Here is a 24,326-nt window from a genome sequence, read left to right on the forward strand (position 1 = left end):
AAAGCGATCCGTTTTGCAGTATTTCCCGACAGAAAATATCCGGCGGGCGTCAGTCCACGCCGGATTTTGTGACCAGGGAAACACGGGAAGCGACAGATGGAAAAATTCACCAAGCTGACGGGCGTTGCTGCGCCCATGCCGGTCGTCAATATCGACACCGATATGATCATTCCCAAAGACTATCTTAAGACCATCAAGCGCACGGGTCTTGGCACCGGCCTTTTTGCCGAGTCGCGTTATCTCGAAGATGGCTCGCCCAATCCCGATTTTGTGCTGAACAAGCCCGCTTACCAGAACGCCCAGATCCTCGTCGCGGGCGATAATTTTGGCTGCGGCTCTTCGCGCGAACATGCACCATGGGCGCTTCTCGATTTCGGCATCCGCTGCGTGATCTCCACCAGCTTCGCCGATATCTTTTATAACAACTGTTTCAAGAACGGCATCCTGCCTGTCGTCGTCAGCCCCGAGAATCTCGAAAAGCTGCTGGACGACGCCTCGCGCGGCTCGAACGCCGTTCTGTCCATCGATCTGGAACGTCAGGAAATCAGCGGCCCTGATGGCGGCACGATCACCTTCGAGATCGATGAATTCAAGCGCCATTGCATGCTGAACGGCCTCGACGACATCGGCCTGACACTGGAGCATTCCGGCGCCATCGACACGTTCGAAAAGGCAAATGCCTCGGTCCGCCCCTGGGCCTGACCGCACTTCTACCCTCTTTTAAAAGCCGATCCCGTACAAAACCGTACCGGATCGGCTTTTGCTTTGCTTGAAAAGCCGTTGAGGCGGGGATAAGAAGCCCCCGATCCCGTTCGGCTGGCGACGTGACTTGTGAGGCGGCAGGACGGAAACGAGTTTGACGCCGCGCTCGCCGCAATCGAAAACCCTTCATGATGGTTTCCGGCGCGCCGCCCAAGGAGGGTTCTCATGACAGTCCGCACGCTTTTCCTTCTGCCCGGTGACGGTATCGGCCCCGAGGCCATGGCCGAAGTCCGCAAGCTGATCAACTATATGAACAGCGCGAAAAATGCCGGCTTCACCACGCAGGAAGGTCTGGTCGGCGGCTCCGCTTATGATGCCCATGGCGTCGCGATTTCCGACGCAGATATGGAAAAGGCCCTTGCCGCCGATGCGATCCTGTTTGGCGCCGTGGGCGGCCCGAAGTGGGATGGCGTTCCCTACGAACACCGCCCGGAAGCCGGCCTGCTTCGCCTGCGCAAGGATCTCGAACTTTTCGCCAACCTGCGCCCCGCCATCTGCTACCCGGCACTTGCCGAAGCCTCCTCACTGAAGCCGGAGCTGGTAGAGGGTCTCGATATCCTCATCGTCCGCGAACTGACGGGCGGTGTCTATTTCGGCGAGCCCAAGCAGATCATCGACCTCGGCAACGGCCAGAAGCGCGGTATCGACACGCAGATCTACGACACCTTCGAGATCGAGCGCATCGCCAGCGTGGCTTTCGAACTGGCACGCACACGCGACAACCGCGTCTGCTCCATGGAGAAGCGCAACGTCATGAAATCTGGCGTTTTGTGGAACCAGGTTGTCACCGAAACCCACGCTGCGAAATACAAGGACGTTCAGCTGGAGCATATGCTGGCCGATGCCGGCGGCATGCAGCTGGTGCGCAAGCCCAAGCAGTTTGACGTGATCGTGACCGACAACCTCTTCGGCGACATGCTTTCCGACGTCGCCGCCATGCTGACGGGCTCGCTCGGCATGCTGCCGTCGGCATCGCTTGGTGCACCGGATGCCAAAACCGGCAAGCGCAAGGCCATGTACGAGCCGGTGCACGGTTCGGCACCTGACATTGCCGGCAAGGGCATCGCCAACCCCATTGCCATGATCGCGTCCTTCGCCATGTGCCTGCGCTATTCGTTCAATATGGTCGATGAGGCAACGAAGCTCGAAACTGCAATTGCGAACGTGCTCGACAAGGGCATCCGCACCGCCGACATCATGTCCGACGGTTCCCGTCAGGTCAGCACCTCCGAAATGGGTGACGCGGTTCTCGCAGAATTCAAGGCGCTTTCGGCGTAACGCTGACGGCAACCGGTTGGGCAGGCGGCACGGTCGCTTGCCCATCTTCCTTTGGCAAAAGATGTTCATATCTTTTGTCAGTCAGCGTCTTCAAAAAGGCGACGATGGCGTCCACACGCTTGTCGTCCAGCGCCGGTGCGGAAGTCAGCTCTGTCATGGCGATGTTATCAGGCACTTCCGGCGCATCCCAGGTTTTACCCGTTTCAGGGTTGATCTGCCGGCTGGGTTTCTTGCTTTTGTATTTCACGTAAAACAGCACCACCGTGCGCAGATCCTTAAACACGCCATTGTGCATGTAGGGACCAGTGACAGCGACGTTGCGAAGGGTAGGCACCTTGAACTTGCCGCGCTGAGCCGGATCGCCGGCCACGGCGGGATTTTGCGCCAATCCGAGATCGACCGCATCCGGCTTGGAGCCGTTGGCTGCCCTGACCGACGTGTTGGCCGGAACACCGATGTTGAAATATTTGTGGTTGGTGAAGAGGCCGTCTTCCAAACCCTTGGCGCCACGGATTTCATGGCAGGTATTGCAATTGGTGAACTGTGTCGAGGAGATCAGAACCCGGCCCAGCTCCTCCTGATCGGTTAGCTTTTCTTCGCCGCGCAGGAAACGGTCATACCTGGAATCGAAGGTGGAGAATTCATCGGAACGCTCGAAGCTCGCCAGCGCCTTGGTCATCGCAGCAAAGGCGCCTTCGTCACTCTGGAAAACATCGCTGCCGAACTGTGTGCCGAACGCCGCAACATAATCAGGATTTTCCTTGAGCCGTTTGACGACAGAGGCTTTATCCGGCATGCCCATTTCGATCGGGTTGAGCGGTGGTCCACCCGCCTGGTCTTCCAGCAGGGAGGCACGACCATCCCAGAATTGCCCACCGACATACTCTCCCGCAGCGTTCCTGCCGAAAGGCGGCGTGAACCGGGCATAGGCTGCAGTCGGCGCATTGCGGTCGCCCAGCGAAATCCCGTCATCACCGAGAGAGACGTCCCGGCCGACCTTGTCGCTCTCGCGCGCATCGGAAAAACCCGCCGCCTGCATATGGCAGGTGGAACACGCCATCGTGCGGTTCATGGAGAGATTGGCATCATCGAACAGCGCCGCGCCGAGTTTTTCAAGCGTTGCATAATCTTCGCCGCCATGAGCCTGCATTTGACCAGCACCGATCTCGAGCGGAACCGGTATCATGGCCACGGCAAGGGCGGCAGAAATGAATAGGCGCAGTCTTTTCATTGAAATAGCGTTTCGGAAACTCGGTACGACAGTGGCTATATAGCACTTACCTATCGCACCAGACTACAAACTTTCTCAGCCCGCTCCACTTTGACGCAACCCCGCATCCGGACGCCAAATTGCTTACCCGGCTTTGGCTATCGCGTGGAAGAAAGTGCCTGAAACAAGACCCCGCCTGCCACCGGAAGGGCCGAGCGGACGACCCTGCCCGTCAGCGATCTGAGCGAAAGGCTCATCGTGACCCGGATCGATAACACGCGCATAGTGAAACTCGTGGCCGCGCAGAACCTCGCCCGCTTTGCCCAGCGGCCCATCTGCCACGATTGCAGCCTGCCGGTAACCGAGGTTCATCTTACGCGTGGCGAAACTGGTGGCATGTGACAGAAGCCCGGTCATGGCATGGGTGACGCCATCGGCATCTTCCAGCGCCGCTCCCAAAACCATATAGCCGCCGCACTCGCCATGCACCGGCTTCGCCTCGGCAAAACGGACAATCCCCGCTTTAAACCCGGCAGCATCGGCAAGCCTTCCAGCGTAAAGTTCGGGATAACCACCTGGCAGCCAGCAAATGTCGCAGGTGTCATCGGGCGCCTCGTCGGCCAGCGGTGAGAAGGGTACGATCTCTGCCCCCGCTGCATGCCAGTGGTTCTTGAGGTGCGGATAAAGAAAGGTGAAAGCCGCGTCGTCTGCAAGCGCGATGCGCTGGCCGGGCGGCGCAATCGCTGCCTCCACCGAGCCGGAGGGCACATCCACAGGCGCAGCGAGCGAAAGCAAGGCATCGAGATCAATGGACCTTTCCATCACATCCGCCAGCCGTTCTATATGCGCGTCGATTTCCGGATGTTCGCTGGCCTGCACCAGGCCCAGATGCCGTTCCGGCAGGATGAGTGACGGATCACGCAGGACGCATCCTGCGACAGGCAGACCGATTTTTTCGATGGCCTCCGTGCACAGCGTCCGGTGTCTTTCGCTGCCGGCGCGGTTCAGCACCACCGCCGCCATGGTGACAACAGGATCATAGTGGGCAAAACCATAGGCTACAGCAGCGGCTGTCTGCGATTGACCCGACACATCCAGCACCAGCAGCACGGGAATGCCGAACAGCCGGGCCAGATCCGCCGCAGAACCAGTGCGGTTTTCCGCCACGGGGATACCGTCGAATAGGCCCATGGCGCTTTCGATCAAAACGAGGTCAGCACCATCAGCCTGTTGCAACAACAGGTGTCGAAGCAATTCCGGCTGCATGGCCCAGCTGTCGAGATTGAGGCCGGACGTGCCGGTGGCGAAGGCATGGAAGCCGGGGTCGATATAATCCGGCCCCGTCTTGATGCCGCGCACCTTGATGCCGCGCCGGGCAAAGGCCCTGAGCAAGCCGATTGTTACGCTGGTCTTGCCGGATCCAGAGCGCGGTGCGCCGATGATGATTGCCCGTGTGGTCATAAGGTCGGCACCCCAAGTCGGTCGCGCATCGAAACGATCTCGCCAATAACGATCAGCGCCGGCGCCTCGAATTTTTCCCGTTTTGCATCGTCAGTTATGCTTTCCAGTGTGCCGATGAAAATACGTTCCTGCGCAGTCGTTGCCGACATGATGACGGCGACCGGCGTCTTGCCCGAACGACCGCCCTGCATCAGAAGACCGGCGATCGAGCCTATGTTCTTAAGCCCCATATAAACGACGATGGGTTCCTGTGTCTTCGCCAATGCCAGCCAATCCAGATCCTCTTCGGTCCCGGCGGCATGGCCGGTGGCAAGCGTGACAGCGCGGCTGATACCGCGCATGGTGGCGGGAATGCGCGCTGAAGCAAGGGCTGCAAGCGACGAGGTCATGCCCGGCAAGATACGAAATGGGATGCCGGCGCGGACAAGCGCCTCCGCCTCTTCGCCGCCACGCCCGAAAATAAACGGATCGCCACCCTTAAGCCGCAACACCTTCTTACCCTGCCTGGCGAGATCAATCAGCGAGGCAGTGATGTCGTCCTGCGTTGCCGACGGCTTGCCGCCGCGCTTGCCGGCAAACACGATTTCAGCCTGGGGCCCGAGGGAAACGACATCGTCGCTTACCAGCGCGTCGCGCACGATCACATCGGCCTGCGAAAGCGCGAGCGCCACTTCGAGCGTCAGATAACGCACATCGCCCGGACCCGCGCCTGCGAGCCAGACATGCCCGGCCTCAAAGACCGGACCTTTTGCGGCGATGCTGTTCAAAACCTGCGCTATCGACATTCTTCTCGGCTGCTTTTTTAACGATGACGGAAATAGCCGTCCCGGCTATAGGAATTCATATGGAAACGGATGGAAAGACCCTTCGCCGCGGCTGGACCACGGGCACTTGCGCGGCAGCCGCCACGAAGGCGGCCTGTGCTGCCCTTCTGACCGGCGAGTTTCCTTACCCTGTCGAAGTCGAACTTCCAAGCGGCGTGAGGCCGGCATTTTCTCTCGCCACCGAGGAAAAAGGTGAAAACTTCGCAAGAGCCGGCGTCGTCAAGGATGCAGGCGACGATCCCGACGTGACCCATGGTGCGCTGATCGAAAGCACCGTGCGACGGGGAAAGCCCGGCAGCGGCATAACCTTCAAGGCTGGAAAAGGCGTCGGCACCATCACCCGGCCTGGATTGCCCCTGCCGCCGGGCGAACCCGCGATCAACCCCGTACCGCGCAAGATGATCGAAACCGCCATTCGCGAAGTAGCCGGAGACGGTGCAGATTTCGAAGTCGAGATTTCCGTTCGAGACGGCGAGAAAATCGCGGAAAAGACCCTGAATGGCAGGCTCGGTATTGTCGGCGGCATTTCCATCCTTGGCACCACCGGCATCGTCATCCCGTTTTCCTGCTCGGCATGGATCCACTCCATCTGGCGCGGCATCGATGTGGCGCGCGCCACCGGCTGCACCCATTTGCTCGGCGCGACCGGCAACACCTCGGAAAAGGCGGGGCAGGCAGTGTACGGCCTGCCAGAGACCGCACTGATCGACATGGGTGATTTTATCGGTGGCATGCTGAAATATCTGCGCAGCCACCCCGTCGAACGGGTAACCATTGCCGGCGGCGTCGCCAAGATGACGAAGCTCGCCCAGGGCATGCTGGACGTGCATTCCAAGAAAGGCCTGGCCGATCTTGATGCGCTGGCGGTACTCGCAACCGAGGCTGGCGGAGATGAAAATCTTGCCCTCGCCATTCGTCAGGCCAACATGGTTGCGCACGCCTTTGAGCTGGCCGAACGCGCGGGGATAGACCTCGGTGCGATCGTTGCGGAAAAAGCCTGGGTAACAGCGGCTGCCGCTTTGAAGGTGCCCGGCATCGAGCTTGATATTCTGGTGTTCGATCGTCAGGGCACGCTCAAGGGACGCACCGCCTCCACGCCGTCGCATCAGCCCTTCGCATCTTCCTTCGGGGAGCGGAACCGCCGGACATAATCGGTACTATAAAGTGCGCTCTCGCGAAAATTCGTCGAGGCAAGCCCATGCCCGACGAAGATCAGCGCCGTCCGCTCCACCGGTTCGGCTGCCAGTTTTCCCTCGATGTCGAACAACATGCCGCGAATGACCCGCTCATCCGGCCAGGAGGCGCGGACAACGATGGCGACTGGGCAATCGGAACCATAAAGCGGCGTCAGTTCTTCCACCACCTGGCCGATGGCATGGATGGCGAGATGGATGGCAAGTGTCGCCCCCGTCGCACCAAAGGCTTTCAGCGTCTCGCCCTCGGGCATTTTCGAAGCGCGGCCCGAAATACGGGTCAGAACAAGGCTTTGCGCCACTTCCGGCACCGTCAATTCCCGCTGCAGGGTGGCAGCGGCAGCAGCGAAAGAGGGCACACCTGGAGTCACGGTATAATCGAGACCCAGCCGTTCCAGCCGACGGATCTGTTCACCCATAGCGCTCCAGACGGATAGATCACCGGAATGCAGCCGTGCCACATCCTTGCCGGCCTTTGCCGCCGCAACGAACTCCGCCTCGATCTCATCGAGCGACAGTGCTGCCGTATCGACAATGCGTGCATCCGTCGGGCAATACTCGATCAGCGCCTTCGGCACCAGCGAGCCGGCATAAAGGCAGACCGGGCAGGCAGCGATAAGATCGCGCCCGCGCACCGTGATGAGATCGGCAGCGCCCGGACCGGCACCGATGAAATGAACCGTCATTTTTGTTCTCCATGTTCGATGGCGCGGTCATTTCGCGCGTCGCTCGTCGTGGCGATGGCTACCGTCACATCGCCAACCACGAGACGCGCCGCGACCAGCCGCGCATTTTCTCCGGCGGCAGCAAGTGCCGCCGCTTCACTGACGCTGGGCGTCCCGGCATGATCAAGGCTTGCCTGTGAAAATGTCATTGTTTTCGAAGCAGCCGCCTCGAGCTGTTCTTTCGATACGATTTCAAGCGGCAGCGCCAGACGTTTCGCCGCTTCCGCAAGACCAGCTTCTTTTGCCTTGAGCGGCGCAGTCGCCAAGCATTCAACGGTCATGCCAAAAGCAAGCTCCGCAGCGTGCACGGCTGCTATAATTGCATCCGAACCCGTGCCTTTGCGACAGCCTATGCCAGCGACAGTCACCACGGCTTGACCCAGCTCCATTGTGTCACCGGCATCGCCGGACGCCAGCCCGACATGGAGCCGACAGCAACAACGCGCGAGACATCGAGACGGATCATCGAACCACCGAACCTGGCGTGGGCCGCAAGCAGCACCGCTTCCATTTCAAGCGTCACCGCATTGGCAACCAGCCGCCCGCCTGGCTTCAAGGCCTCCATAGCAGCCTCAAACACGCCCGTTTCGCTGCCGCCACCACCAATGAAGATCGCATTCGGTTGAGGCAGGCCTTCAAAAGCCGCAGGTGCTGCACCGATCATGACTTCAAGCCCCGGAACGCCAAATGCCTCGGCATTGCGGGCGATACGTTCGGCTCTTTCCGGATGCTGCTCTATGGCGATGGCACGGAGTGAGCGGTGCGACAGCATCCATTCAATGCCAATCGAACCCGAACCGGCGCCGATATCCCACAGCAGCTCGCCCCGGCGCGGAGCCAGCGATGAAAGCGTCACGGCACGGATTTCACGCTTGGTGATCTGACCGTCATGTTCGAACAGGCTGTCATCCAGCCCCTGCACAAAAGGCAGGACGCGTGCGCCCTCAGCAGCAACGACATCGATAGCCACGACGTTCAAAGGATCGATGTCGTCAAAGGTAAAATCGACCGCCCTGATTTGCCGCCGCCTCTCCCGCTTTCCGCCCAAAGCTTCGAGCAGGACAAATTCCGACTGGCCGAAACCGGATTGAGACAGCAATTCCGCAATGAGAGCGGGCGCGCGCTCATCAGAAGTAAGCGCGATGATCCTCGCTCCGGGATGCAGATGCGGTCGCAAAAGATCGATGGAACGCCCGTGCAACGACACGCATTCGGTCGACTGCAAGGCCCAGCCAAGCCGCGCCGCGGCTTGGGAGAAGGCTGAAGGTGAGGGATAGCAGACTGTCTCCTCCGACCGTATCCGCCGCAGAAGTGTGACGCCGGCGCCATAAAAGAACGGATCGCCGGAGGCGAGCACGCAGACCCGTCTACCGCGCAACGCCACGACATCGCTCATCTCCGCATCGAACGGCACCGGCCAAGGGCGCGCCTCACCACGAATGGCTGCAGCCGCCAGTTCCAGATGGCGTTTGCCACCGAAAACAATCTCGGCCGCCTCTATTGCCGCCACGGCATTCCGACCGAGCCCATCCAGCCCATCTTCGCCTATGCCGACGATGAAAAGCCATGGCTTGCCTTTCTTTTCAGTGGAAGCCTTCTTTTGAGTGGAAGCGTTGTCCGTTCCGGAATATTCAGACGTCATGACACGCTCCATACTCATCCTTGGCGGCACGGCGGATGCTCGCATTCTGGCCGGCAAGCTGGCGGTGGACTCCGGCTACCGAATCCTGCTTTCCATGGCCGGGCGTACGCTTTCGCCAGTGGAACAGCCTGTGCCGATGCGCAGTGGCGGGTTTGGCGGTGCTGCGGGTTTGGCGGATTTCATCCGCACAGGGAATTTCGATATTCTGGTTGACGCCACCCATCCCTATGCGGCGAGGATTTCCGCCAATGCCGTGGAGGCGGCGAGACTTGCCAAAGTTCCGCTTGTAGCACTTTCTCGCCCCGCCTGGGACCGCCAACCGGATGACAAATGGCAGAGGGTCGATACCATCGAACAGGCTGTTATCGCGCTCGGCGATGAAGGCAAGCGGGTGTTTCTGGCGCTCGGCCGGCAGGAACTTCTTCCTTTCGAGGCAGCACCCCAACACAGCTATCTCATTCGCAGCGTTGATCCGGTAGAGCCGCCGCTGAAGGTGCCGGATGCTCGTTATATTACAGCGCGCGGCCCTTTTGCGCTGGATGAAGAGATCCGCATGCTGGAGGAAAACCGTATCGGCACTGTGGTTTCCAAGAACTCCGGCGGCAACGCCAGTTACGGCAAGATCGAAGCGGCGAGGCGGCTTGGCCTGCCGGTTATCATGATCGAGCGGCCGCCAAAGCTGAACGCCGCAATCCTCGATGGCGCGAACGTGCCGGATATAGCGACTGCGCTCACTGCCATCCGCCATCAGCTTTCTCTTCTCGAAAAACGCGGCGAGTAAACCAGCGGATCTTTGTCCGAACGCTCGATAAGACGGGTTTCCACCGAACCGACGATGATGCAGGTGGCCATATCCGCCATGTCGCTCGATGCTTCCGACAAAGGCACGACCCGGATGCGCTCATCCGCACGGCCTGCCGCACGGCCAAAGATCACCGGCACCGAGCCGGGCAAATGTGCCCGCAAAAGATCGAAGGCGGTGCCAAGCTGGTGCGGACGCGCCTTGCTGACGGGATTATAGAAAGCCATCACGAATCCGGCTTCCGCAGCCGCGATCAGCCGCTTTTCAATAATGCCCCAGGGTTTCAAATTGTCCGACAGCGAGATGGCGCAGAAATCATGCCCGAGCGGCGCGCCGGCTCGTGCAGCAACAGCAAGCATGGCCGTCACGCCCGGCACGACCGAAAAGTCTATCTCACGCCATTCGCGCGGGCCATTTTCAATCGCCTCGCAAACAGCCGCCGCCATGGCAAAAACGCCGGGATCGCCGCCCGAAACCACGCAGACCTTGCCGCCCCCGGCTGCAAGCCGCAGAGCCTGTTCGGCACGGGAGATTTCCTCGCGATTGTCAGAGGCATGGCGACGTTGGTCGGGTCTGAGCGACAGCCGATCGAGATAGGGAATGTAACCGAAGAAATCCTCCGACGCCTCAACGGCGGCGAGCGCCTCCGGTGTCACCTGCGCAGAACTGCCAGGGCCAAGGCCGACAACGACCAGCCTGCCGTTCATGACGCTTCACCGCCAGCGGGTCTGGTTTTCCAGCCAGGTACCAGAACCAGCGAAAAATAGGGGGCGGGCGATGCGTCCCGCTCGATCAGCGGCACCGCATGGCTGTTCGCCATGGTGCCGCGCTCGACATACAGCGCTTCATTAAGCTTGCCGGCCTTTTCCAGCGCCCGGCGGATCTTCGGCAGGTTGCGCCCGACCTTCATGATCACGGCGCCATCCGTGCCGGACAGACGCTCAGTCAGAACATCTTCGGCAAGAGTGCCGGGAAGCACGCTCAAGATATCGTCACCCTGCACCAGCGGTAGACCGGCCATCGACCAGCAGCCGGACATGGCGGTAATGCCGGCAACGACCTCCGCCTCATAGGAAGGCGCAAGCCGCAGATGAAGATGCATATAGGAACCGTAAAACAGCGGATCGCCTTCCGACAGCACGGCGACATTCCGCCCGGCATCAAGATGGGCAGCAATATCCATGGCCGACTGATCGAAAAATGCGGCGATCGCACCGCGATAATCCTCGCCGTTTTTGTCGCTCTCGACGGTTACCGGATAGACCAGCGGCATTTCCAGTGTGCCCGGACGAATAAAGGCTTCAACGATACCACGACCATTGCCGCTGCTGCCTTTCTTGCAGAAGAAGGCGAGGACATCGGCATTTTCGATGGCGCGCACGGCTTTCAGCGTCAGAAGCTCTGGATCGCCGGGGCCGGTGCCGACGCCCACGAGTTTACCCTTGGAATTTTCGAAAAGAGCCGCGCTCACAGACCTGCCCTCGCAACGGCGTTGACGGCAGCGGCCGTCATGGCCGATCCACCCATGCGTCCCTTGACGATGGCATAGGGAATGCCGAGCAAACTAGCCTCCAGCGCATCCTTCGATTCCGCCGCACCGACAAAACCGACCGGCATGCCGATGATGGCAGCTGGACGTGGAGCGCCTTTTTCAAGCATCTCCAGAAGATAGAACAGCGCTGTCGGCGCGTTGCCGATAGCAACGAGAGCACCGTCAAGCTTTTCCGCCCAGAGATCGAGTGCGGCGGCGGAACGGGTATTGCCAATCGTTTTCGCAAGCTCAGGGGTGCGCGGATCGCGAAGGGTGCAGATCACGTCATTATTGGCCGGAAGGCGGGCGCGGGTCACGCCGTGGGCGACCATTTCCGCATCGCACAGAACGGGCTTGCCCGCCAGCAAAGCACCACGTGCAGCGACAACGAAATCCGGAGAAAAACGGAAATGGCTGGCCGCTTCTACCAGCCCGCAGGCATGGATCATGCGAATGGCGATATCCGCCTGATCTTCGGTAAAGGCGGACAAATCCGCTTCCTCGCGAATGATGGCGAAGGAGCGCTCGTAAATCGCATTGCCGTCGCGAATATAGTCATGGTCGGTCATCGGTCATCCTGTCGAAGCGCGGCAACGATTGCCTCCTTACCCAGACGGGCAAGCAGGTCGGCAGCGTTTTCCCCGGGCTTATGTTCTTTTTCGTAAAGACGGGCAAGTCGCGAAAGCGCCGTCCTCTGTTGCTCGAAAGGTAAAATACCGTCCTGCGGGTCGCAGGCGCGGCTCGAAAACGAAAAGGCCAGACCATCGGCGGTGCCGGAAAAGGTCAAAAACGAGGGGGCGGGATGCGCGCAACCCTTTCCGCAGCCGGAGAGATGCAGTGTGAAGGAGCCATCGAGCATGGAAGCTAATTCCCGCGATGCAAAGGCCGCCAGATCATGTGTGGGAAAGAAAGCCGAAGCGCACCCCGGCGTGCCGGGACAGACAGCGATGGAAGATCGCGCATCACCTGCCCTTGTGATGAAACCGGCACTGTCCGCAGTTTGCATCAGCGCATCGCAAGCATCCCGCGACCCGAAAAATAGCAGGCTATGATTGAGCGACGGCCGCAATGTTTCGATATCAAATGCGCGCGCCAGTCCACAGAGCCGCGACAGATCGGAAGCACGAACTTGCGCGAAAGCAGGAGTGATACCGGCAGCAAAAGTACCGTTACCGGCCGCCATCAGCCCCAGGGGCGAAGAAGGCGCAGACGTCTCGCCTTGGCTCTCGCTATCTACCAGGCGGTCTCCGCAAATCGCCTTTATCGTCCGCAAATCCAGATCGCGGCCACGGGCAAGCGGTCCTTTGCCGGCCAGATGGACGAGCAGCAACAGGACCACATCGGCTGCCTTGTCGGCTTCAACAAATCCCGCCCGTAGCGCCTTGCTCTCCGGGCCTCCGACAAGCAATTGCCAGAAAACTCGATGATCGAGCCGCACCGCCTTCAGACGGATATCGGCCAGCAAATCGCCCATGGAAAGATGGCCGCCCCCATCAATGATGACGGACATTTTGGCGGCGAGCTTTTCATGCAGCGCAAGCGCGGCAGCCTCTCTGCGAATCTCATCCGCAATGGCACTGCCATCGGCGATTTCCCGATCGTCCCGACCGGAAAGAGGTGAGGTCTCGACTGCCAGTCCGTCGCGAAGCGGCAAACCGAGCGCCAGAACATCATTCTCCAGGTCGCAGGCGGTCTCGGGAGTCAGGCCGCGGAACTGCAGGCTGCCACGTGCCGTGATGTCGATCACCCCGTTGCCGTGCCGCTCAGCAAGATCGCAAAGCGCGATCATATCGCGGGGCGTAATATCCGCCTCGAATGCGATGCGCGACAGGTAGCCGTCACCGGTCAGCATCGGGGTCGATAAGGCCGGACACGTCCCACGGCGGCCAAACGGCTGGACCGGATCGGAAGGGGCCGTCCTCATGCGCCGACCCTTTCAGAACGGGGCAGGATCAGCATTTCAAGTTCCGCATCCACCGCATTGCGGCGGCTGTGCCACAACCCGCGACGACGGGCAGATAAAAAGCGCGTCGCCATGACCTCCGCCGCCTTCGGATTTTCCCGCAGGATGAAATCGCGCACGTCCTCATTGCCGAAATAGGCGTCGTAAAGCGCCTCGATCAGCGAGGAAGATACCGCATGGGTGGTTTCGGCAAAACCGATCAGCCGGTCAACCGTCTCGGCAAATTCAGCCGCCCCGCGCGGGCCGTGCCGCATCTGTCCGGCAATGAAGCGCGGATTGACGGCGCGGGCCCGAACAACGCGCGTCAGCGCATGTGAAATGGACCGCGCGCGCGGACGCGCGGGATCGGTCGTATCCAGCGCCACGATATCGGCAACGCCGCCAAGGACTGCCTTTGCGGCGGAAAACCCACCAATGAAGGCGACATCGGAAGAGCCGTCGAGAAGATCCCGGCCCGGATCGTCACCGGTGTGAACGAGAAGGTCGGCACGGCGCACCAGCTCGACAAAACCGGCATCCTCGAAAATCTCAAGCCCATCCGCACCGCCAAAGGCATGGCTTGCCGCATCCAGATAGGCTTGCCCTAGTTCCTCACGTTCTTCCCATTTTCCGCTGGCGAGTTTCTCCTCAGTGCCCGCACCATAGGTGCCGGGTGCGGAGCCGAAGATGCGTGCCGGTATATGCCCGAGTGCCGCCGCTTCTTCCGCCAGCGGATTATCACCCGGCGCTTCATCCCGCCGCGCGACGGCCTTGGCGGCGGCGTCTAGAAGAGCGATCAACGCCGGAAACATGTCGCGGAACAGGCCGGAAATCCGGAATGTGACGTCGACACGCGGCCGCCCGATACTCGCCGGCGGCAGAACCTCGATGCCTGTGACGCGACCCGTCGCCAGGTCATGGATCGGTCTCGCCCCCATCAGATGCAGCGCCTGCGCCACATCCTCGCCGCCATTGCGCAGGCTGGCGCTGCCCCAGAGATCAAAAACCAGATGTTTCGGCCAGTCGCCATGGGATTGCAGATGGTGCCGAAGCACTTCTTCGCCCGCCATGCGGCCCAGCTCGAAAGCCGTCGGCGTCGGCATGGTGCGCGGATCGGCAGCATAAAGATTGCGGCCCGTCGGCAGGACATCGAGACGCCCGCGCGCGGGTGCGCCGGAAGGACCGGGGACAATATGGCGGCCATCGAGCGCGGCAAGCAGCGCCGTTTTTTCCGCCGCAGCACTTTCAAGCCTCAGAAGATCGGTCTCGCCTTCGGGGCTGCGGCCAAAAACATGCTGGCCATCCTTGATGGCGAAGTCCTTCAGGTCGCAGAGGAAGGCGTCGATGCGCGACAGCGCCGCATCGGCATCGTCCTTTGCACCGACACCGGCATCCGCCGCAAGACCGGTTTCCAGTGCCTTCTCTACGATTAGTTTCGCCAGCCGGTCACGGCGGCGGCGGTCAAGCCCGTCCGCCTGCGCATATTCGTCGACGAGCTGTTCCAGAGCCGATTGTTCCGGCGAAAGCCCGGCATCTACCAGCACAGGCGGAACATGGCCGATCGTGACAGCAGCGATCCGCCGTTTGGCAACCGCCGCTTCACCCGGATTGGAAACGATGAACGGATAGACCACCGGCAAAGACCCGGTGACGATTTCAGGAAAACAATCGCGGGAAAGCGCAACTGTCTTGCCGGGCAGCCATTCCAGCGTGCCATGCGCACCGACATGCACAATGGCATGCGCCCCTGCGACACGCTGCATCCAGGCGCCGAAAGCGACCAACGCATGACGTGGCGGCAGGGCAGGGTCATGGTAATCCACCCGCCGATCCTCATTTCGCCCACGATCCGGTGCCAGGGCCACGAATATCTGGCCGAAACGGGCGACGCGAAAACGGAATGCGCCGTCGGCTAGTGCGTCGTCCTGTTCGGCCGAACCCCACGTGCCATCCACGGAGGCGGCAACCCCTTCAGGCAAACCCAAAAGAAAATCACGATAGTCTGAAAGTCCAACAGCCGCTTCCTGCTGCTCGACACAATCCAGCAAAGCCCGCGCCGTTTCGGGAATATCCGAAACCACATATCCTGCCGCGGCCAGATCGCGCAGCATTTCAAGCACGCTTTGCGGCACATCGAGACCAACGGCATAACCCGTGCGCCCCGGCGCAGCACCGGGATAATCCGGCATCAGAATGACGATCCGCCGTTCCTGTGGCGTGGACTGTTTTAATTGCAGAAAGGCAGCGATTCTGTTTGCCACCTGTTCGACGCGATCAGCCTCCGGTACATTGATGAGGCTGATACCGCCATCAGTCCGCACCTGCTTGAATGATATCGCGCCAGCAAGAATCCGGCCATCGAGTTCCGGCAGGACCACATGCATGGCAAGATCGGAAGGGTTGAGACCGCGCGCATTTTCCGCCCAGCCTTCCCGTCGCGTCGTCGCCATAACCACCTGAAACACCGGCACGCCGAGGCGGTCAAACAGGGTTTTACCGCTGTCGTCCATCTGACTGGCAAAAGCCGTGGCGGCAACGATGGCGGCGGGCTGGAGTTCGGGCAGTACGGTTTCGAGAAAGCGAATTGCCTCCCCATCCTTGAGGCCGCTGACGAAAATCGGCAATGGCGCAAAACCGCGCTGAGAGAGCGCGTTAAAAAGCGCATCCACGGGCGCCGCATCGGCCGCAAGAAGCATGGAGCGGTAAAAGAGAATGGGAAGGACAGCTGCAACGGCGGGAAAACCGGCGCAGGCTTCCGCCTGATCCACGACGCCTTTACCCGGCCGGTAAAAGCCGGCTTTCGGCAGCGGTTGAGCCTCGATATCTGGCCATGCGCCACCACTTACAAGGGCAGCAAGACCAATGGCAAGCCGGTCCATATTTTCCCGCCCACCCTCGCGGAAGAAGGCGAGGACGGACGCCAACGTCTGGCGATCAACAGTCGAGGCTGCTTCGAGCTTTTCGTCTCTCTCACTGCATTCACCCGGCAGGAGCATAAGTTTTATGCCACGTCGCCGCGCCATCGTGCTGAGCTGATCGACGCCATAGCGCCAGCGTTCCGCGCCGCCGAGAATCCGGATAAGGATGACACGGGCATGTTCGGCCGTCTTTTCGATCCACAGATCGACCGACATCGGATGCCGAAGCTCGGAGAGGTTGGCGGCGGACAGGGACGGAAGCGCGCCCTCTGCCTGCCGCCATGCCTGTTCCAGCCCGGCAAGATCGCTTGCCGAAAAAGACAGCATCACCACATCCGATCGCGGCTGGTTGAGATCAACCGGCTCGATCAGGTCGTCCAGAGACGAAGATGTGGTGGCGAGAATGTGCATTTCTATCAGGCGGCCAACATCTGTTCGATCTTTTCGCGGTTGAGGCCCTTTTCGCCTATGACGACGAGGCGGCTGCGGCGCTCTTCACCGGCCGCCCAGGGACGGTCATAATAATGGTTGACGCGGCTACCGACTGCCTGCACCTGCAGGCGCATCGGCTTGGTGGATACTTCGACGAAACCTTTGATGCGCAGAACATTTTCCGCAGCCGCTGTCTCGGCGATACGAGCCGCCAGCGCTTCCGGATCGGTCACGGCCGGCAGGTCGATGACGAAGCTGTCGAAATCGTCATGTTCGTGGTCAAGTTCACCATCGTGATGGGTGCGGCGGTTTTCGATATCCTCTTCAACCGCAAGACCGAGGCCGATCAGCACGGCCGGATCGATGACGCCATTCGAGGCGACGACGATCTTTGCGGCCCGCGGCAAATGCTCGAGAATATGAGCCTTCGCCTTTTCCAGACCGGCGCTATCGAGCAGATCCGCCTTGGTCAGCACGATAAGATCGGCACAGGCGATCTGGTCCTCGAAAACCTCTTCGACCGGATCGTCGTGATCGAGGGCTTCGTCATTTGCGCGCTGGGCGGCAAGGGCTTCCATGTCATGCGCCACCTGACCCTCGGCAAGGGCAGCGCCATCCACCACGGCAACCACAGCGTCAACCGTCACGCGGCTCTTGATGGCCGGCCATTGAAATGCCTGCACCAGCGGCTTGGGCAGGGCAAGGCCGGAGGTCTCGATGAGGATATGCTCCACCTTCGGCTGGCGGCTCAGAATCTGCTCGATGGCCGGCTGGAAATCATCCGCCACCGTGCAGCAGATGCAGCCATTGGCCAGCTCGACGATGTTTTCCTCCGGGCAGCTCTCAATGCCGCATCCCTTGAGGATATCCCCATCGATGCCGATATCACCGAATTCGTTGACGATGATGGCAAGCCGCTTGCCATCAAGCTTTTCTAGGAGACCGCGCAGCAGCGTGGTTTTTCCAGCCCCCAGAAAGCCGGTGACGATGGTGCAGGGAACGCGGTCCAGAAGGGTGCTCATGATCTCTCCTCGGTAAAATCGAATGGGGGAATGCGCGCCACCATGCAGCGCTTCAATGTGTCGGGGCGGCCGCGCCAAGGCATCAGGCCATCTGCGGAGGCGGCCAGCATTTGCGCGCCCGTGAGCAGGTCTTCCGCATCGTTGGGCGTCAGCCCGCCGAATACATAGGACCAGCCATCGGCACCGCGCAGCACGGCACTGAGGCCGCGTTTGCAATTGGCAAGGCAATTGACGGAGCGAACATCGATGCCGGATTCACGCGCTTTTGCGATGGCAGCTTCCGCAAGGATGGTGCCGGGGCGCGGCTCCGCATTGGGATCGGTGTCGTCGCGACAGCTTCGGCAGACAAAAACGACCACGCCGGAAGCTGTGTTGGCTTCCATTGTCCCGTCCGCACAAGAAGATGTTGTGGTAATATCCAAACCGTTCCGCTTTCCGCGCCTTTAAACTCATCGGGGTGCGGATGTCGAAAACAGCGCACTGAAAAGCGCGGCTGCAAATCAATTCGACCGGCTGACCGGAGCACCCCGCCCGGGAGACGTTTTTTCCTGAAACGGCAGGTCTCCTGGCTTGCGGCTTTAAAACACCCTGCACCACCTTCCCGGGCCAATTTTATGGTCCAGTGGCTTCATAGTGCGGGCTTACCGCTTACAGTTGCGGGGGCAGCCACGGAATGACCCGTTATGGGGTGGAACCGTGTTCCCTCTTAGCTTTTCCCGTTGCCGGGAAAAGACCGTCAGTGCCTTACCCTTAGGCTGAACGGGCGTGACGGTCAATGCTGCCGGCTTGTCGATTGCCGGGTGCGGCAAATTGAGTATAGTCGCCGCTCCGAATGGTGGGGGCATACGGTCCCGCGCCGCTGGACGAGAAGGAAAACGCGATGACACGCGATATCAGCGACAGCGAAGCCGAACGCCACCGGCAGAAAATGGTCAACCGCAAGACGGTTCAGGATGCCGAAGTCGCGGAAAAGACCATCGAAAAAGGTCTGCTGATGATCAATACCGGCCCTGGTAAAGGCAAATCCACGGCCGCTTTCGGCCTTGCTTTGCGCATGCTCGGCACCGGGCGGCGGGTCGGCGTCGTCCAATTCATCAAGGGCGCATGGTCGACGGGTGAACAGCAGGCCCTGACTTTGTTCGGCGACAGGGTGGAATGGCGCACCATGGGCGAGGGGTTTACCTGGGACACGCAGGACCTCAAGCGCGATGTCGCGGCGGCTACAAAGGCCTGGGAGGAAGCGAAAGCACTGATGGCTGACGAGACGATCGGATTGCTGGTTCTCGACGAACTGAACATTGCGCTCCGCTATGATTACCTGCCGCTGGAAGAGGTCGTCGAAACGCTTTCCAACCGTAGATCCGATCTGCATGTCATCGTTACCGGCCGCAACGCCAAACAACCGTTGATCGACGCTGCCGACATGGTGACGGAAATGACCCTCGTCAAACATCACTTCAAGGCGGGCGTAAAGGCGCAGGCCGGGATAGAATACTGACATGACTGCACGTGTGCTGATGTTTCAGGGAACCGGCTCGGATGTCGGCAAATCGCTGATGGTGGCTGGCCTTGCCCGCGCCTTCGTCAGGCGTGGCCTGTCCGTCATGCCGTTCAAGCCGCAGAACATGTCGAACAATGCGGCGGTCACTGCCGATGGCGGCGAGATCGGTCGCGCGCAGGCGCTGCAGGCGCGGGCAGCAGGCGTTCCGCTGTCGGTTCACATGAACCCGGTGCTTTTAAAGCCGCAGAGCGAAACCGGCGCACAGGTCGTCGTACAGGGCAAAATTGTCGGCAATGCCAAGGCAGCCGATTATCAGCACATGAAAGCCGGGCTGATGCCGCATGTGCTGGAGAGCTTCGAGCACCTGAAACAACAGGCCGATCTGGTGCTGGTGGAAGGGGCGGGAAGTGCTTCCGAAATCAACCTCCGCGCTAACGACATCGCCAATATGGGTTTTGCCCGCGCCGCAGATGCTCCCGTGATCCTGATCGGCGATATCGACCGGGGCGGGGTCATCGCCAGCCTCGTGGGCACAAAAACCGTTCTCGAACGCGATGATGCCGCGATGATAGAGGGCTTCATCGTGAACCGCTTTCGCGGTGACCCTACGCTGTTTTCAGACGGCATGCGGATGATCGCGGAAAAGACCGGCTGGGCGTCCATCGGGCTATTGCCGCATTTTTCCGATGCTGCGAAATTGCCAGCGGAGGACGCCCTTGGGCTTACCGGCCCGGCACAACAAAAGCCCGGCGCGAAAATCCGCATTGCCGTGCCAATCCTGCCGCATATTTCCAATTTCGACGATCTGGATCCGCTCGACATGGAGCCGGATGTGGAGCTGATCCGAGTGCGGCAGGGCGAGACCATTCCCGCCGATTGCCGGCTGGTTCTGCTCTGCGGTTCGAAATCCACCATAGCTGATCTCGCCGTGCTGAAAAATGCAGGCCTCGACATCGACATCAAGGCACATGTGCGCCGCGGCGGTTATGTTCTCGGTCTCTGCGGCGGATACCAGATGCTTGGAAAAACCGTTGCCGACCCTGACGGCATCGAAGGACCACCAATGACGGTCGATGGGTTGGGCCTGCTGGATGTGATGACGGTTTTGACGGGCGACAAGAGGCTCGTTTCCGTGCAGGGACAGAGTTTCGACGGAATTCCCTTATCCGGCTATGAAATGCATGTTGGCGAAACGACGGGTGCTCCGGGCAACCTGCCATTTTCGACCATTAACGGGCACACCGATGGCGCAATTTCGCCCGATGGCCGAATCCTAGGCACCTATATCCACGGCCTGTTTGCGGATGACCGCCAACGCGGGGCGTGGCTTGAGCGCCTTGGTGGGCAGAGCACGCAACTGAACTATGATGCGCAGGTAGATGCCGTTCTTGACCGCCTGGCGGCCCATATGGAGAACCACCTCGATCTCGACAGACTGCTTTCTATAGCGCGATAAGGATTGCCAGCAATCCGAACAGCGCGATCAGCAAGAAGTCTGCGATCCTCGCCAGCCTGAGCGCTTTGCGAATATCGCCAGCAACCAGTGTCGCTCTTCCGCCTTCGCCCATGAAACGAGCCTCGATCATCTGCCCGCCATAGGAGCGCGGCCCGGCCAGCGCAAAGCCCAGTGCCCCGGCCAGTGCCGCCTCCGGCCAGCCGGCATTGGGAGAGCGGTGATGCCGCGCATCGCGGCGTATCGCAGCAATTGCCCCTTTCGGTGATGCACCCTTCACGAAAAACGCGGCGACCACGAAAAGACCGCCGCTCAGTCTCGATGCCGGCAAATTGACCAGATCGTCCAGCCGGGCCGACGCCCAACCAAAGGCCTCATGGCGTGGCGAGCGATGACCGATCATGCTGTCGGCCGTGTTGATTGCCTTATAACCCGCACCGCCTGGCAGCCCCAGAAGACCAAGCCAGAGGGAAGGGGCGACAATGCCGTCAGAGAAATTCTCAGCCAGACTTTCAATCGCCGCCCGGCAGATTGCCGGCTCATCCAGCGCCTGCGGATCGCGCCCGACGATCATGGAGACAGCTTTGCGCCCGCCGTCAATCCCCTCGCGTTCCAGCGCAATGGCGACGGCCTCCACATGCTGTTCCAGACTTTTTTGGGCCGGAAGTGACGCCCCAAGCACCGCAACAAGCAACAGACCAAGGGGCAATAAAAGCAGAACCGATTGCACTAACCATGCAACAAGCACCGTCAGCGCCAGAAAAACGGAAAGCGCCACGACGCCTGCCGCCTTACGCTGCGAAAATGAAGCACTCTCCCGGTTCCATTTTTTGTCCAGCAGCGCGATAAGCGAACCGATCCAGGTGACGGGATGACCGATGCGTTTGAACAGCCAGTCCGGATATCCAGTCAGGCGTTCGATCAAGAGCGACAGAAAAGCGAGAGCGAAGAACATGGGCGATAAGGTACCGGAAAAGGCGCAGGCTGCGATCCGTCACGGCGGCAATCTCGGCAAGGCGCGTCTGATGTTTCCTGAAGCGCCGGAACCGTGGATCGACCTGTCGACCGGGATCAATCCGCACTCCTACCCGCATTCTCCCGTTCCCGCCAGCGCATTTGCCCGCCTGCCGGAGCCTGACGCGGCCGAAGAATTGAAAAGGCTGGCTGGCGCCTCTTTCGGCGCACCATCCACGGGGCATGTGGCACTGTCCCCCGGCACCCAGATGCTGATGCCATTGCTGGCTCACCTGGCACTCGAACGCGGAGCGAAAAGCGGAGCCGTGCTCTCACCCGCTTATGCCGAACATGCCCGCACCGCGCGCATGGCCGGACTGACCGTGACCGAGGTAGACCATATCAGTGATCTGTCAGCGTACGACTATGCGGTGGTGGTCAATCCCAACAACCCCGATGGTCGCATCACGGATCGAGAAGCTTTGTTGTCGCTGGCCGAGGCGATGCGCCGCAAAGGCGGCCTGCTCGTCGTAGACGAGGCCTTTATCGAGACAGGACATACGGAAAGTCTTGCAAATGTCGCAGGGCGTGACGCGCTGATAATACTGCGATCCTTCGGCAAGTTCTATGGCATGGCAGGGGTCCGACTCGGTTTTGCGCTTGCGCATCCCGACATCGCTGCGGAACTGGAGGCAAGGCTTGGCCCCTGGGCAGTATCCGGGCCGGCGCTCAATATCGCGACGCAGGCTTTGGCGGACAGGGAATGGCAATCATCCATGCGGCTCCGGCTTGCGGCAGAAGCACAGCGTATGAGTGAATTGCTGGAAAAAGTGGGCCTGAAGATTGCCGGCGGTACGTCCCTGTTCACCCTGGTGCGGGACCACCGGGCCAAAGAACTTTTCGATCACCTTGGCCTGCACGGCATTCTGGTGCGCATTTTTGATGAAAGGCCGAACGACATGCGTTTCGGCCTTCCCGGCAGCGAAGCGGAGTGGCAGCGCCTCACGGAAGCGCTGTTATCCTTCAATCATCCCTTGAACGTGTAGGTCGCAATAGAATCCGGCTTCATTTCAATGGAGAAACCGGGCAGCTTCGGCGGCATGTACGCGGCATTGCGAATATCGCAGGGTTCGATGAAATGCTCGTGCAGATGGTCGACATATTCGATCACGCGGCCTTCCTTGGTGCCGGAAACCACGAGATAGTCGATCATCGACAGATGCTGCACATATTCGCAAAGGCCGACGCCACCGGCATGCGGCCAGACCGGCAAATTGTATTTGGCAGCAATCAACAGAACCGCCAGCACCTCGTTAAGACCACCCATGCGGCAGCTGTCGATCTGCACCACGTCGATTGCACCTTCGGCGATGAACTGCTTGAACATGATACGGTTCTGGCACATTTCGCCGGTTGCCACCTTCACGGAGCCGATGGCTGCACGGATCTTGCGATGGCCGGCGACATCGTCCGGGCTGGTCGGCTCTTCAATGAAGAAGGGCTTGGCGAAGGCAAGTTGCTTGACCCATTCAATCGCCTGATCCACTTCCCACACCTGGTTGGCGTCGATCATCAGATAACGGTCGGGGCCGATCACCTCGCGGGCTATGGTGAGGCGGCGGATATCGTCTTCGAGATCACGGCCAACCTTCATCTTTACATGGTTGAAACCGGCATCGATCGCTTCCTGGCAAAGACGGCGCAGCTTGGCGTCGTCATAACCGAGCCAGCCGGCTGATGTGGTGTAGCAGGCGTAGCCTTCGTTCTTCAGCGTCTCGATACGTTCCTTTTTGCCGCTTTCGGCTTTTTTGAGGATCGCAAGCGCATCGTCCTTCGTCAGCACGTCAGTCAGATAACGGTAATCGACGATATCGGCGATTTCTTCCGGGCTCATATCGGCAACAAGCTGCCAGACCGGCTTTCCCGCCTTTTTGGCCAGCAAATCCCAGACAGCGTTGACGACAGCGCCGGTGGCGAGATGCATCGCGCCCTTGTCCGGGCCGATCCAGCGAAGCTGGCTATCACCAGTTAGGTGGCGCCAGTATTTGCCGGGGTTCTCGGTCACCGTCGCCAGATCGGTTCCGACCACCAGATGGCGCATCGCCTTGATGGCCATGCAGCAAATCTCATTACCGCGGCCAATGGTGAAGGTCAGCCCGTGGCCTTTCAGTTCCGGTTCGTCGGTGTCGAGAATGACGTAAGCCGCCGAATAATCCGGGTCGGGGTTCATCGCATCCGAACCATCAAGGCTCTGGGAGGTCGGAAAACGCAGGTCGAAAACTCGCAGATCAGTAATTTTGGTCATGGCCGTTCACTCGCGGTCAGTGTCAAAGGAAATCGTTCAGTCGTGGTGGAAGGTTTCTTCCATCATTGCCCACCACTCGCCTTCCTTGCGGCTTTCGAGTGGTTGCTGGCAGGGAATGGTGAAAGACCACCATTCCTGGTTCTTTGGGCTTGCCGCCATCTTCGCCATATCGGCGCTGAAATCGGTGCCGTGATATTCCCAATATCCGAACAGCAGATTTTCCGGTTCGCGCAGGAAGATCGTGTAGTTGCGGATGTTGCAATCGCTGATGAGCGCCAGAATTTCGGGCCAGACGGCGGCGTGCAGTCTTCTATATTCCGCAATCATGTCCGGTTTGACGCCGATGACCATTCCCATGCGCTGCATACAAA

At 60.2% G+C, this 24,326-nt stretch carries 23 protein-coding genes and 1 riboswitch; of the genes, 7 read left to right on the top strand and 16 right to left on the bottom strand.

Going from position 1 to position 24,326, the window contains the following annotated elements; translation table 11 throughout:
• The first annotated feature begins 96 nt into the window (after positions 1-96).
• Positions 97-702: a 3-isopropylmalate dehydratase small subunit gene (gene leuD, locus ACZ5A6_RS12440; protein ID WP_025594665.1), complete on the top strand. Its 606-nt coding sequence runs from the start codon at positions 97-99 to the stop codon at positions 700-702.
• A gap of 225 nt (positions 703-927) precedes the next feature.
• Positions 928-2,040, top strand: a complete 1,113-nt coding sequence (leuB, locus tag ACZ5A6_RS12445; RefSeq protein WP_464110950.1) for a 3-isopropylmalate dehydrogenase — start codon at positions 928-930, stop codon at positions 2,038-2,040.
• Here the strand turns inward: leuB and ACZ5A6_RS12450 are convergent.
• The 3 genes from ACZ5A6_RS12450 to cobA all read right to left on the bottom strand — a co-directional run bounded on the left by ACZ5A6_RS12450 (position 2,021) and on the right by cobA (position 5,496).
• On the bottom strand, positions 2,021-3,271 hold the full coding sequence (locus ACZ5A6_RS12450) for a cytochrome-c peroxidase (RefSeq protein WP_111790462.1): 1,251 nt from the start codon (positions 3,269-3,271) through the stop codon (positions 2,021-2,023). The two genes, leuB and ACZ5A6_RS12450, sit on opposite strands and share 20 nt — an antisense overlap.
• Before the next feature lie 123 nt (positions 3,272-3,394).
• Positions 3,395-4,711, bottom strand: a complete 1,317-nt coding sequence (locus tag ACZ5A6_RS12455; protein ID WP_174060558.1) for a cobyrinate a,c-diamide synthase — start codon at positions 4,709-4,711, stop codon at positions 3,395-3,397.
• The gene (cobA, locus tag ACZ5A6_RS12460) at positions 4,708-5,496 is read right to left on the bottom strand and encodes a uroporphyrinogen-III C-methyltransferase (protein WP_174060559.1); all 789 of its coding nucleotides are present in this window, start codon (positions 5,494-5,496) and stop codon (positions 4,708-4,710) included. The genes ACZ5A6_RS12455 and cobA overlap by 4 nt, the downstream gene beginning before the upstream one ends.
• 59 nt (positions 5,497-5,555) lie before the next feature.
• Between cobA and ACZ5A6_RS12465 the strand changes: the two genes are divergently transcribed.
• Complete coding sequence (locus ACZ5A6_RS12465) at positions 5,556-6,686, top strand: cobalt-precorrin-5B (C(1))-methyltransferase (RefSeq protein WP_162692021.1); 1,131 nt, start codon at positions 5,556-5,558, stop codon at positions 6,684-6,686.
• Here the strand turns inward: ACZ5A6_RS12465 and cobM are convergent.
• From cobM to cbiE, 3 genes are read right to left on the bottom strand one after another with little or no spacing between them, the layout of a single operon-like run.
• Positions 6,641-7,414, bottom strand: coding sequence for a precorrin-4 C(11)-methyltransferase (gene cobM / locus ACZ5A6_RS12470; RefSeq protein WP_174060560.1), 774 nt, complete (start codon positions 7,412-7,414; stop codon positions 6,641-6,643). The two genes, ACZ5A6_RS12465 and cobM, sit on opposite strands and share 46 nt — an antisense overlap.
• Entirely contained in the window at positions 7,411-7,824 is a 414-nt protein-coding gene (locus ACZ5A6_RS12475) for a cobalamin biosynthesis protein (protein WP_174060586.1), read from the bottom strand. Before ACZ5A6_RS12475 ends, cobM begins: the two co-directional genes overlap by 4 nt.
• Positions 7,818-9,095: a precorrin-6y C5,15-methyltransferase (decarboxylating) subunit CbiE gene (gene cbiE / locus ACZ5A6_RS12480; RefSeq protein ID WP_174060561.1), complete on the bottom strand. Its 1,278-nt coding sequence runs from the start codon at positions 9,093-9,095 to the stop codon at positions 7,818-7,820. Before cbiE ends, ACZ5A6_RS12475 begins: the two co-directional genes overlap by 7 nt.
• Between cbiE and ACZ5A6_RS12485 the strand changes: the two genes are divergently transcribed.
• The gene (locus tag ACZ5A6_RS12485; protein ID WP_174060562.1) at positions 9,094-9,876 is read left to right on the top strand and encodes a cobalt-precorrin-6A reductase; all 783 of its coding nucleotides are present in this window, start codon (positions 9,094-9,096) and stop codon (positions 9,874-9,876) included. The two genes, cbiE and ACZ5A6_RS12485, sit on opposite strands and share 2 nt — an antisense overlap.
• On the opposite strand, the gene ACZ5A6_RS12490 is transcribed toward ACZ5A6_RS12485, so the two are convergent.
• From ACZ5A6_RS12490 to ACZ5A6_RS12520, 7 genes are read right to left on the bottom strand one after another with little or no spacing between them, the layout of a single operon-like run.
• Positions 9,843-10,604 (bottom strand): precorrin-3B C(17)-methyltransferase, encoded by a 762-nt coding sequence (locus ACZ5A6_RS12490; RefSeq protein ID WP_174060563.1) that lies wholly within the window; start codon positions 10,602-10,604, stop codon positions 9,843-9,845. The two genes, ACZ5A6_RS12485 and ACZ5A6_RS12490, sit on opposite strands and share 34 nt — an antisense overlap.
• Positions 10,601-11,368: a precorrin-2 C(20)-methyltransferase gene (locus ACZ5A6_RS12495; protein ID WP_019565970.1), complete on the bottom strand. Its 768-nt coding sequence runs from the start codon at positions 11,366-11,368 to the stop codon at positions 10,601-10,603. The genes ACZ5A6_RS12490 and ACZ5A6_RS12495 overlap by 4 nt, the downstream gene beginning before the upstream one ends.
• Positions 11,365-11,997 (bottom strand): precorrin-8X methylmutase, encoded by a 633-nt coding sequence (locus ACZ5A6_RS12500; RefSeq protein ID WP_003516424.1) that lies wholly within the window; start codon positions 11,995-11,997, stop codon positions 11,365-11,367. Before ACZ5A6_RS12500 ends, ACZ5A6_RS12495 begins: the two co-directional genes overlap by 4 nt.
• Positions 11,994-13,352 (bottom strand): precorrin-3B synthase, encoded by a 1,359-nt coding sequence (gene cobG, locus ACZ5A6_RS12505; protein WP_174060564.1) that lies wholly within the window; start codon positions 13,350-13,352, stop codon positions 11,994-11,996. The genes ACZ5A6_RS12500 and cobG overlap by 4 nt, the downstream gene beginning before the upstream one ends.
• The gene (gene cobN, locus ACZ5A6_RS12510; protein ID WP_464110951.1) at positions 13,349-16,699 is read right to left on the bottom strand and encodes a cobaltochelatase subunit CobN; all 3,351 of its coding nucleotides are present in this window, start codon (positions 16,697-16,699) and stop codon (positions 13,349-13,351) included. Before cobN ends, cobG begins: the two co-directional genes overlap by 4 nt.
• A 5-nt stretch (positions 16,700-16,704) precedes the next feature.
• Positions 16,705-17,742 carry a cobalamin biosynthesis protein CobW gene (gene cobW / locus ACZ5A6_RS12515; protein ID WP_013636993.1) on the bottom strand — a complete coding sequence of 346 codons (1,038 nt, stop codon included), beginning with the start codon at positions 17,740-17,742 and terminating at the stop codon, positions 16,705-16,707.
• Positions 17,739-18,125 (bottom strand): DUF1636 family protein, encoded by a 387-nt coding sequence (locus ACZ5A6_RS12520; protein ID WP_174050214.1) that lies wholly within the window; start codon positions 18,123-18,125, stop codon positions 17,739-17,741. The genes cobW and ACZ5A6_RS12520 overlap by 4 nt, the downstream gene beginning before the upstream one ends.
• Before the next feature lie 155 nt (positions 18,126-18,280).
• A riboswitch (cobalamin riboswitch) is annotated at positions 18,281-18,495 on the bottom strand.
• Positions 18,496-18,622: 127 nt separating this feature from the next.
• Here ACZ5A6_RS12520 and cobO point away from each other — a divergent pair.
• Both cobO and ACZ5A6_RS12530 read left to right on the top strand, forming a co-directional pair.
• Entirely contained in the window at positions 18,623-19,240 is a 618-nt protein-coding gene (gene cobO / locus ACZ5A6_RS12525; RefSeq protein WP_035252400.1) for a cob(I)yrinic acid a,c-diamide adenosyltransferase, read from the top strand.
• Position 19,241: 1 nt separating this feature from the next.
• Positions 19,242-20,699 (top strand): cobyric acid synthase, encoded by a 1,458-nt coding sequence (locus ACZ5A6_RS12530; RefSeq protein WP_174060566.1) that lies wholly within the window; start codon positions 19,242-19,244, stop codon positions 20,697-20,699.
• Here the strand turns inward: ACZ5A6_RS12530 and cbiB are convergent.
• Positions 20,686-21,651 (bottom strand): adenosylcobinamide-phosphate synthase CbiB, encoded by a 966-nt coding sequence (gene cbiB / locus ACZ5A6_RS12535; protein WP_174060567.1) that lies wholly within the window; start codon positions 21,649-21,651, stop codon positions 20,686-20,688. The two genes, ACZ5A6_RS12530 and cbiB, sit on opposite strands and share 14 nt — an antisense overlap.
• Here cbiB and cobD point away from each other — a divergent pair.
• A complete protein-coding gene (gene cobD, locus ACZ5A6_RS12540; RefSeq protein WP_174060568.1) occupies positions 21,650-22,696 on the top strand; it encodes a threonine-phosphate decarboxylase CobD in 1,047 nt (348 codons plus the stop codon). The two genes, cbiB and cobD, sit on opposite strands and share 2 nt — an antisense overlap.
• Here the strand turns inward: cobD and ACZ5A6_RS12545 are convergent.
• Together ACZ5A6_RS12545 and ACZ5A6_RS12550 are read right to left on the bottom strand one after the other, a co-directional pair.
• A complete protein-coding gene (locus ACZ5A6_RS12545; protein ID WP_003516405.1) occupies positions 22,678-23,955 on the bottom strand; it encodes an L-fuconate dehydratase in 1,278 nt (425 codons plus the stop codon). The genes cobD and ACZ5A6_RS12545 overlap by 19 nt on opposite strands.
• A gap of 36 nt (positions 23,956-23,991) precedes the next feature.
• Positions 23,992-24,321 (bottom strand): L-rhamnose mutarotase, encoded by a 330-nt coding sequence (locus tag ACZ5A6_RS12550; protein ID WP_003516404.1) that lies wholly within the window; start codon positions 24,319-24,321, stop codon positions 23,992-23,994.
• Between the last annotated feature and the right edge of the window lie 5 nt (positions 24,322-24,326).

The sequence above is a fragment of the Agrobacterium sp. 6Ca8 genome (genome assembly GCF_055382765.1).

What these genes read in the sequence shown, in the direction of transcription:
- leuD (WP_025594665.1), top strand. Translation starts at nt 97, where the DNA reads ATGGAAAAATTCACCAAGCTGACGGGCGTTGCTGCGCCCATGCCGGTC.
- leuB (WP_464110950.1), top strand. Translation starts at nt 928, where the DNA reads ATGACAGTCCGCACGCTTTTCCTTCTGCCCGGTGACGGTATCGGCCCC.
- ACZ5A6_RS12450 (WP_111790462.1), bottom strand. Translation starts at nt 3,271, where the DNA reads ATGAAAAGACTGCGCCTATTCATTTCTGCCGCCCTTGCCGTGGCCATG.
- ACZ5A6_RS12455 (WP_174060558.1), bottom strand. Translation starts at nt 4,711, where the DNA reads ATGACCACACGGGCAATCATCATCGGCGCACCGCGCTCTGGATCCGGC.
- cobA (WP_174060559.1), bottom strand. Translation starts at nt 5,496, where the DNA reads ATGTCGATAGCGCAGGTTTTGAACAGCATCGCCGCAAAAGGTCCGGTC.
- ACZ5A6_RS12465 (WP_162692021.1), top strand. Translation starts at nt 5,556, where the DNA reads ATGGAAACGGATGGAAAGACCCTTCGCCGCGGCTGGACCACGGGCACT.
- cobM (WP_174060560.1), bottom strand. Translation starts at nt 7,414, where the DNA reads ATGACGGTTCATTTCATCGGTGCCGGTCCGGGCGCTGCCGATCTCATC.
- ACZ5A6_RS12485 (WP_174060562.1), top strand. Translation starts at nt 9,094, where the DNA reads ATGACACGCTCCATACTCATCCTTGGCGGCACGGCGGATGCTCGCATT.
- cbiE (WP_174060561.1), bottom strand. Translation starts at nt 9,095, where the DNA reads ATGACGTCTGAATATTCCGGAACGGACAACGCTTCCACTCAAAAGAAG.
- ACZ5A6_RS12490 (WP_174060563.1), bottom strand. Translation starts at nt 10,604, where the DNA reads ATGAACGGCAGGCTGGTCGTTGTCGGCCTTGGCCCTGGCAGTTCTGCG.
- ACZ5A6_RS12500 (WP_003516424.1), bottom strand. Translation starts at nt 11,997, where the DNA reads ATGACCGACCATGACTATATTCGCGACGGCAATGCGATTTACGAGCGC.
- cobG (WP_174060564.1), bottom strand. Translation starts at nt 13,352, where the DNA reads ATGAGGACGGCCCCTTCCGATCCGGTCCAGCCGTTTGGCCGCCGTGGG.
- cobN (WP_464110951.1), bottom strand. Translation starts at nt 16,699, where the DNA reads ATGCACATTCTCGCCACCACATCTTCGTCTCTGGACGACCTGATCGAG.
- cobW (WP_013636993.1), bottom strand. Translation starts at nt 17,742, where the DNA reads ATGAGCACCCTTCTGGACCGCGTTCCCTGCACCATCGTCACCGGCTTT.
- ACZ5A6_RS12520 (WP_174050214.1), bottom strand. Translation starts at nt 18,125, where the DNA reads ATGGAAGCCAACACAGCTTCCGGCGTGGTCGTTTTTGTCTGCCGAAGC.
- cobO (WP_035252400.1), top strand. Translation starts at nt 18,623, where the DNA reads ATGACACGCGATATCAGCGACAGCGAAGCCGAACGCCACCGGCAGAAA.
- ACZ5A6_RS12530 (WP_174060566.1), top strand. Translation starts at nt 19,242, where the DNA reads ATGACTGCACGTGTGCTGATGTTTCAGGGAACCGGCTCGGATGTCGGC.
- cobD (WP_174060568.1), top strand. Translation starts at nt 21,650, where the DNA reads ATGGGCGATAAGGTACCGGAAAAGGCGCAGGCTGCGATCCGTCACGGC.
- cbiB (WP_174060567.1), bottom strand. Translation starts at nt 21,651, where the DNA reads ATGTTCTTCGCTCTCGCTTTTCTGTCGCTCTTGATCGAACGCCTGACT.
- ACZ5A6_RS12545 (WP_003516405.1), bottom strand. Translation starts at nt 23,955, where the DNA reads ATGACCAAAATTACTGATCTGCGAGTTTTCGACCTGCGTTTTCCGACC.
- ACZ5A6_RS12550 (WP_003516404.1), bottom strand. Translation starts at nt 24,321, where the DNA reads ATGCAGCGCATGGGAATGGTCATCGGCGTCAAACCGGACATGATTGCG.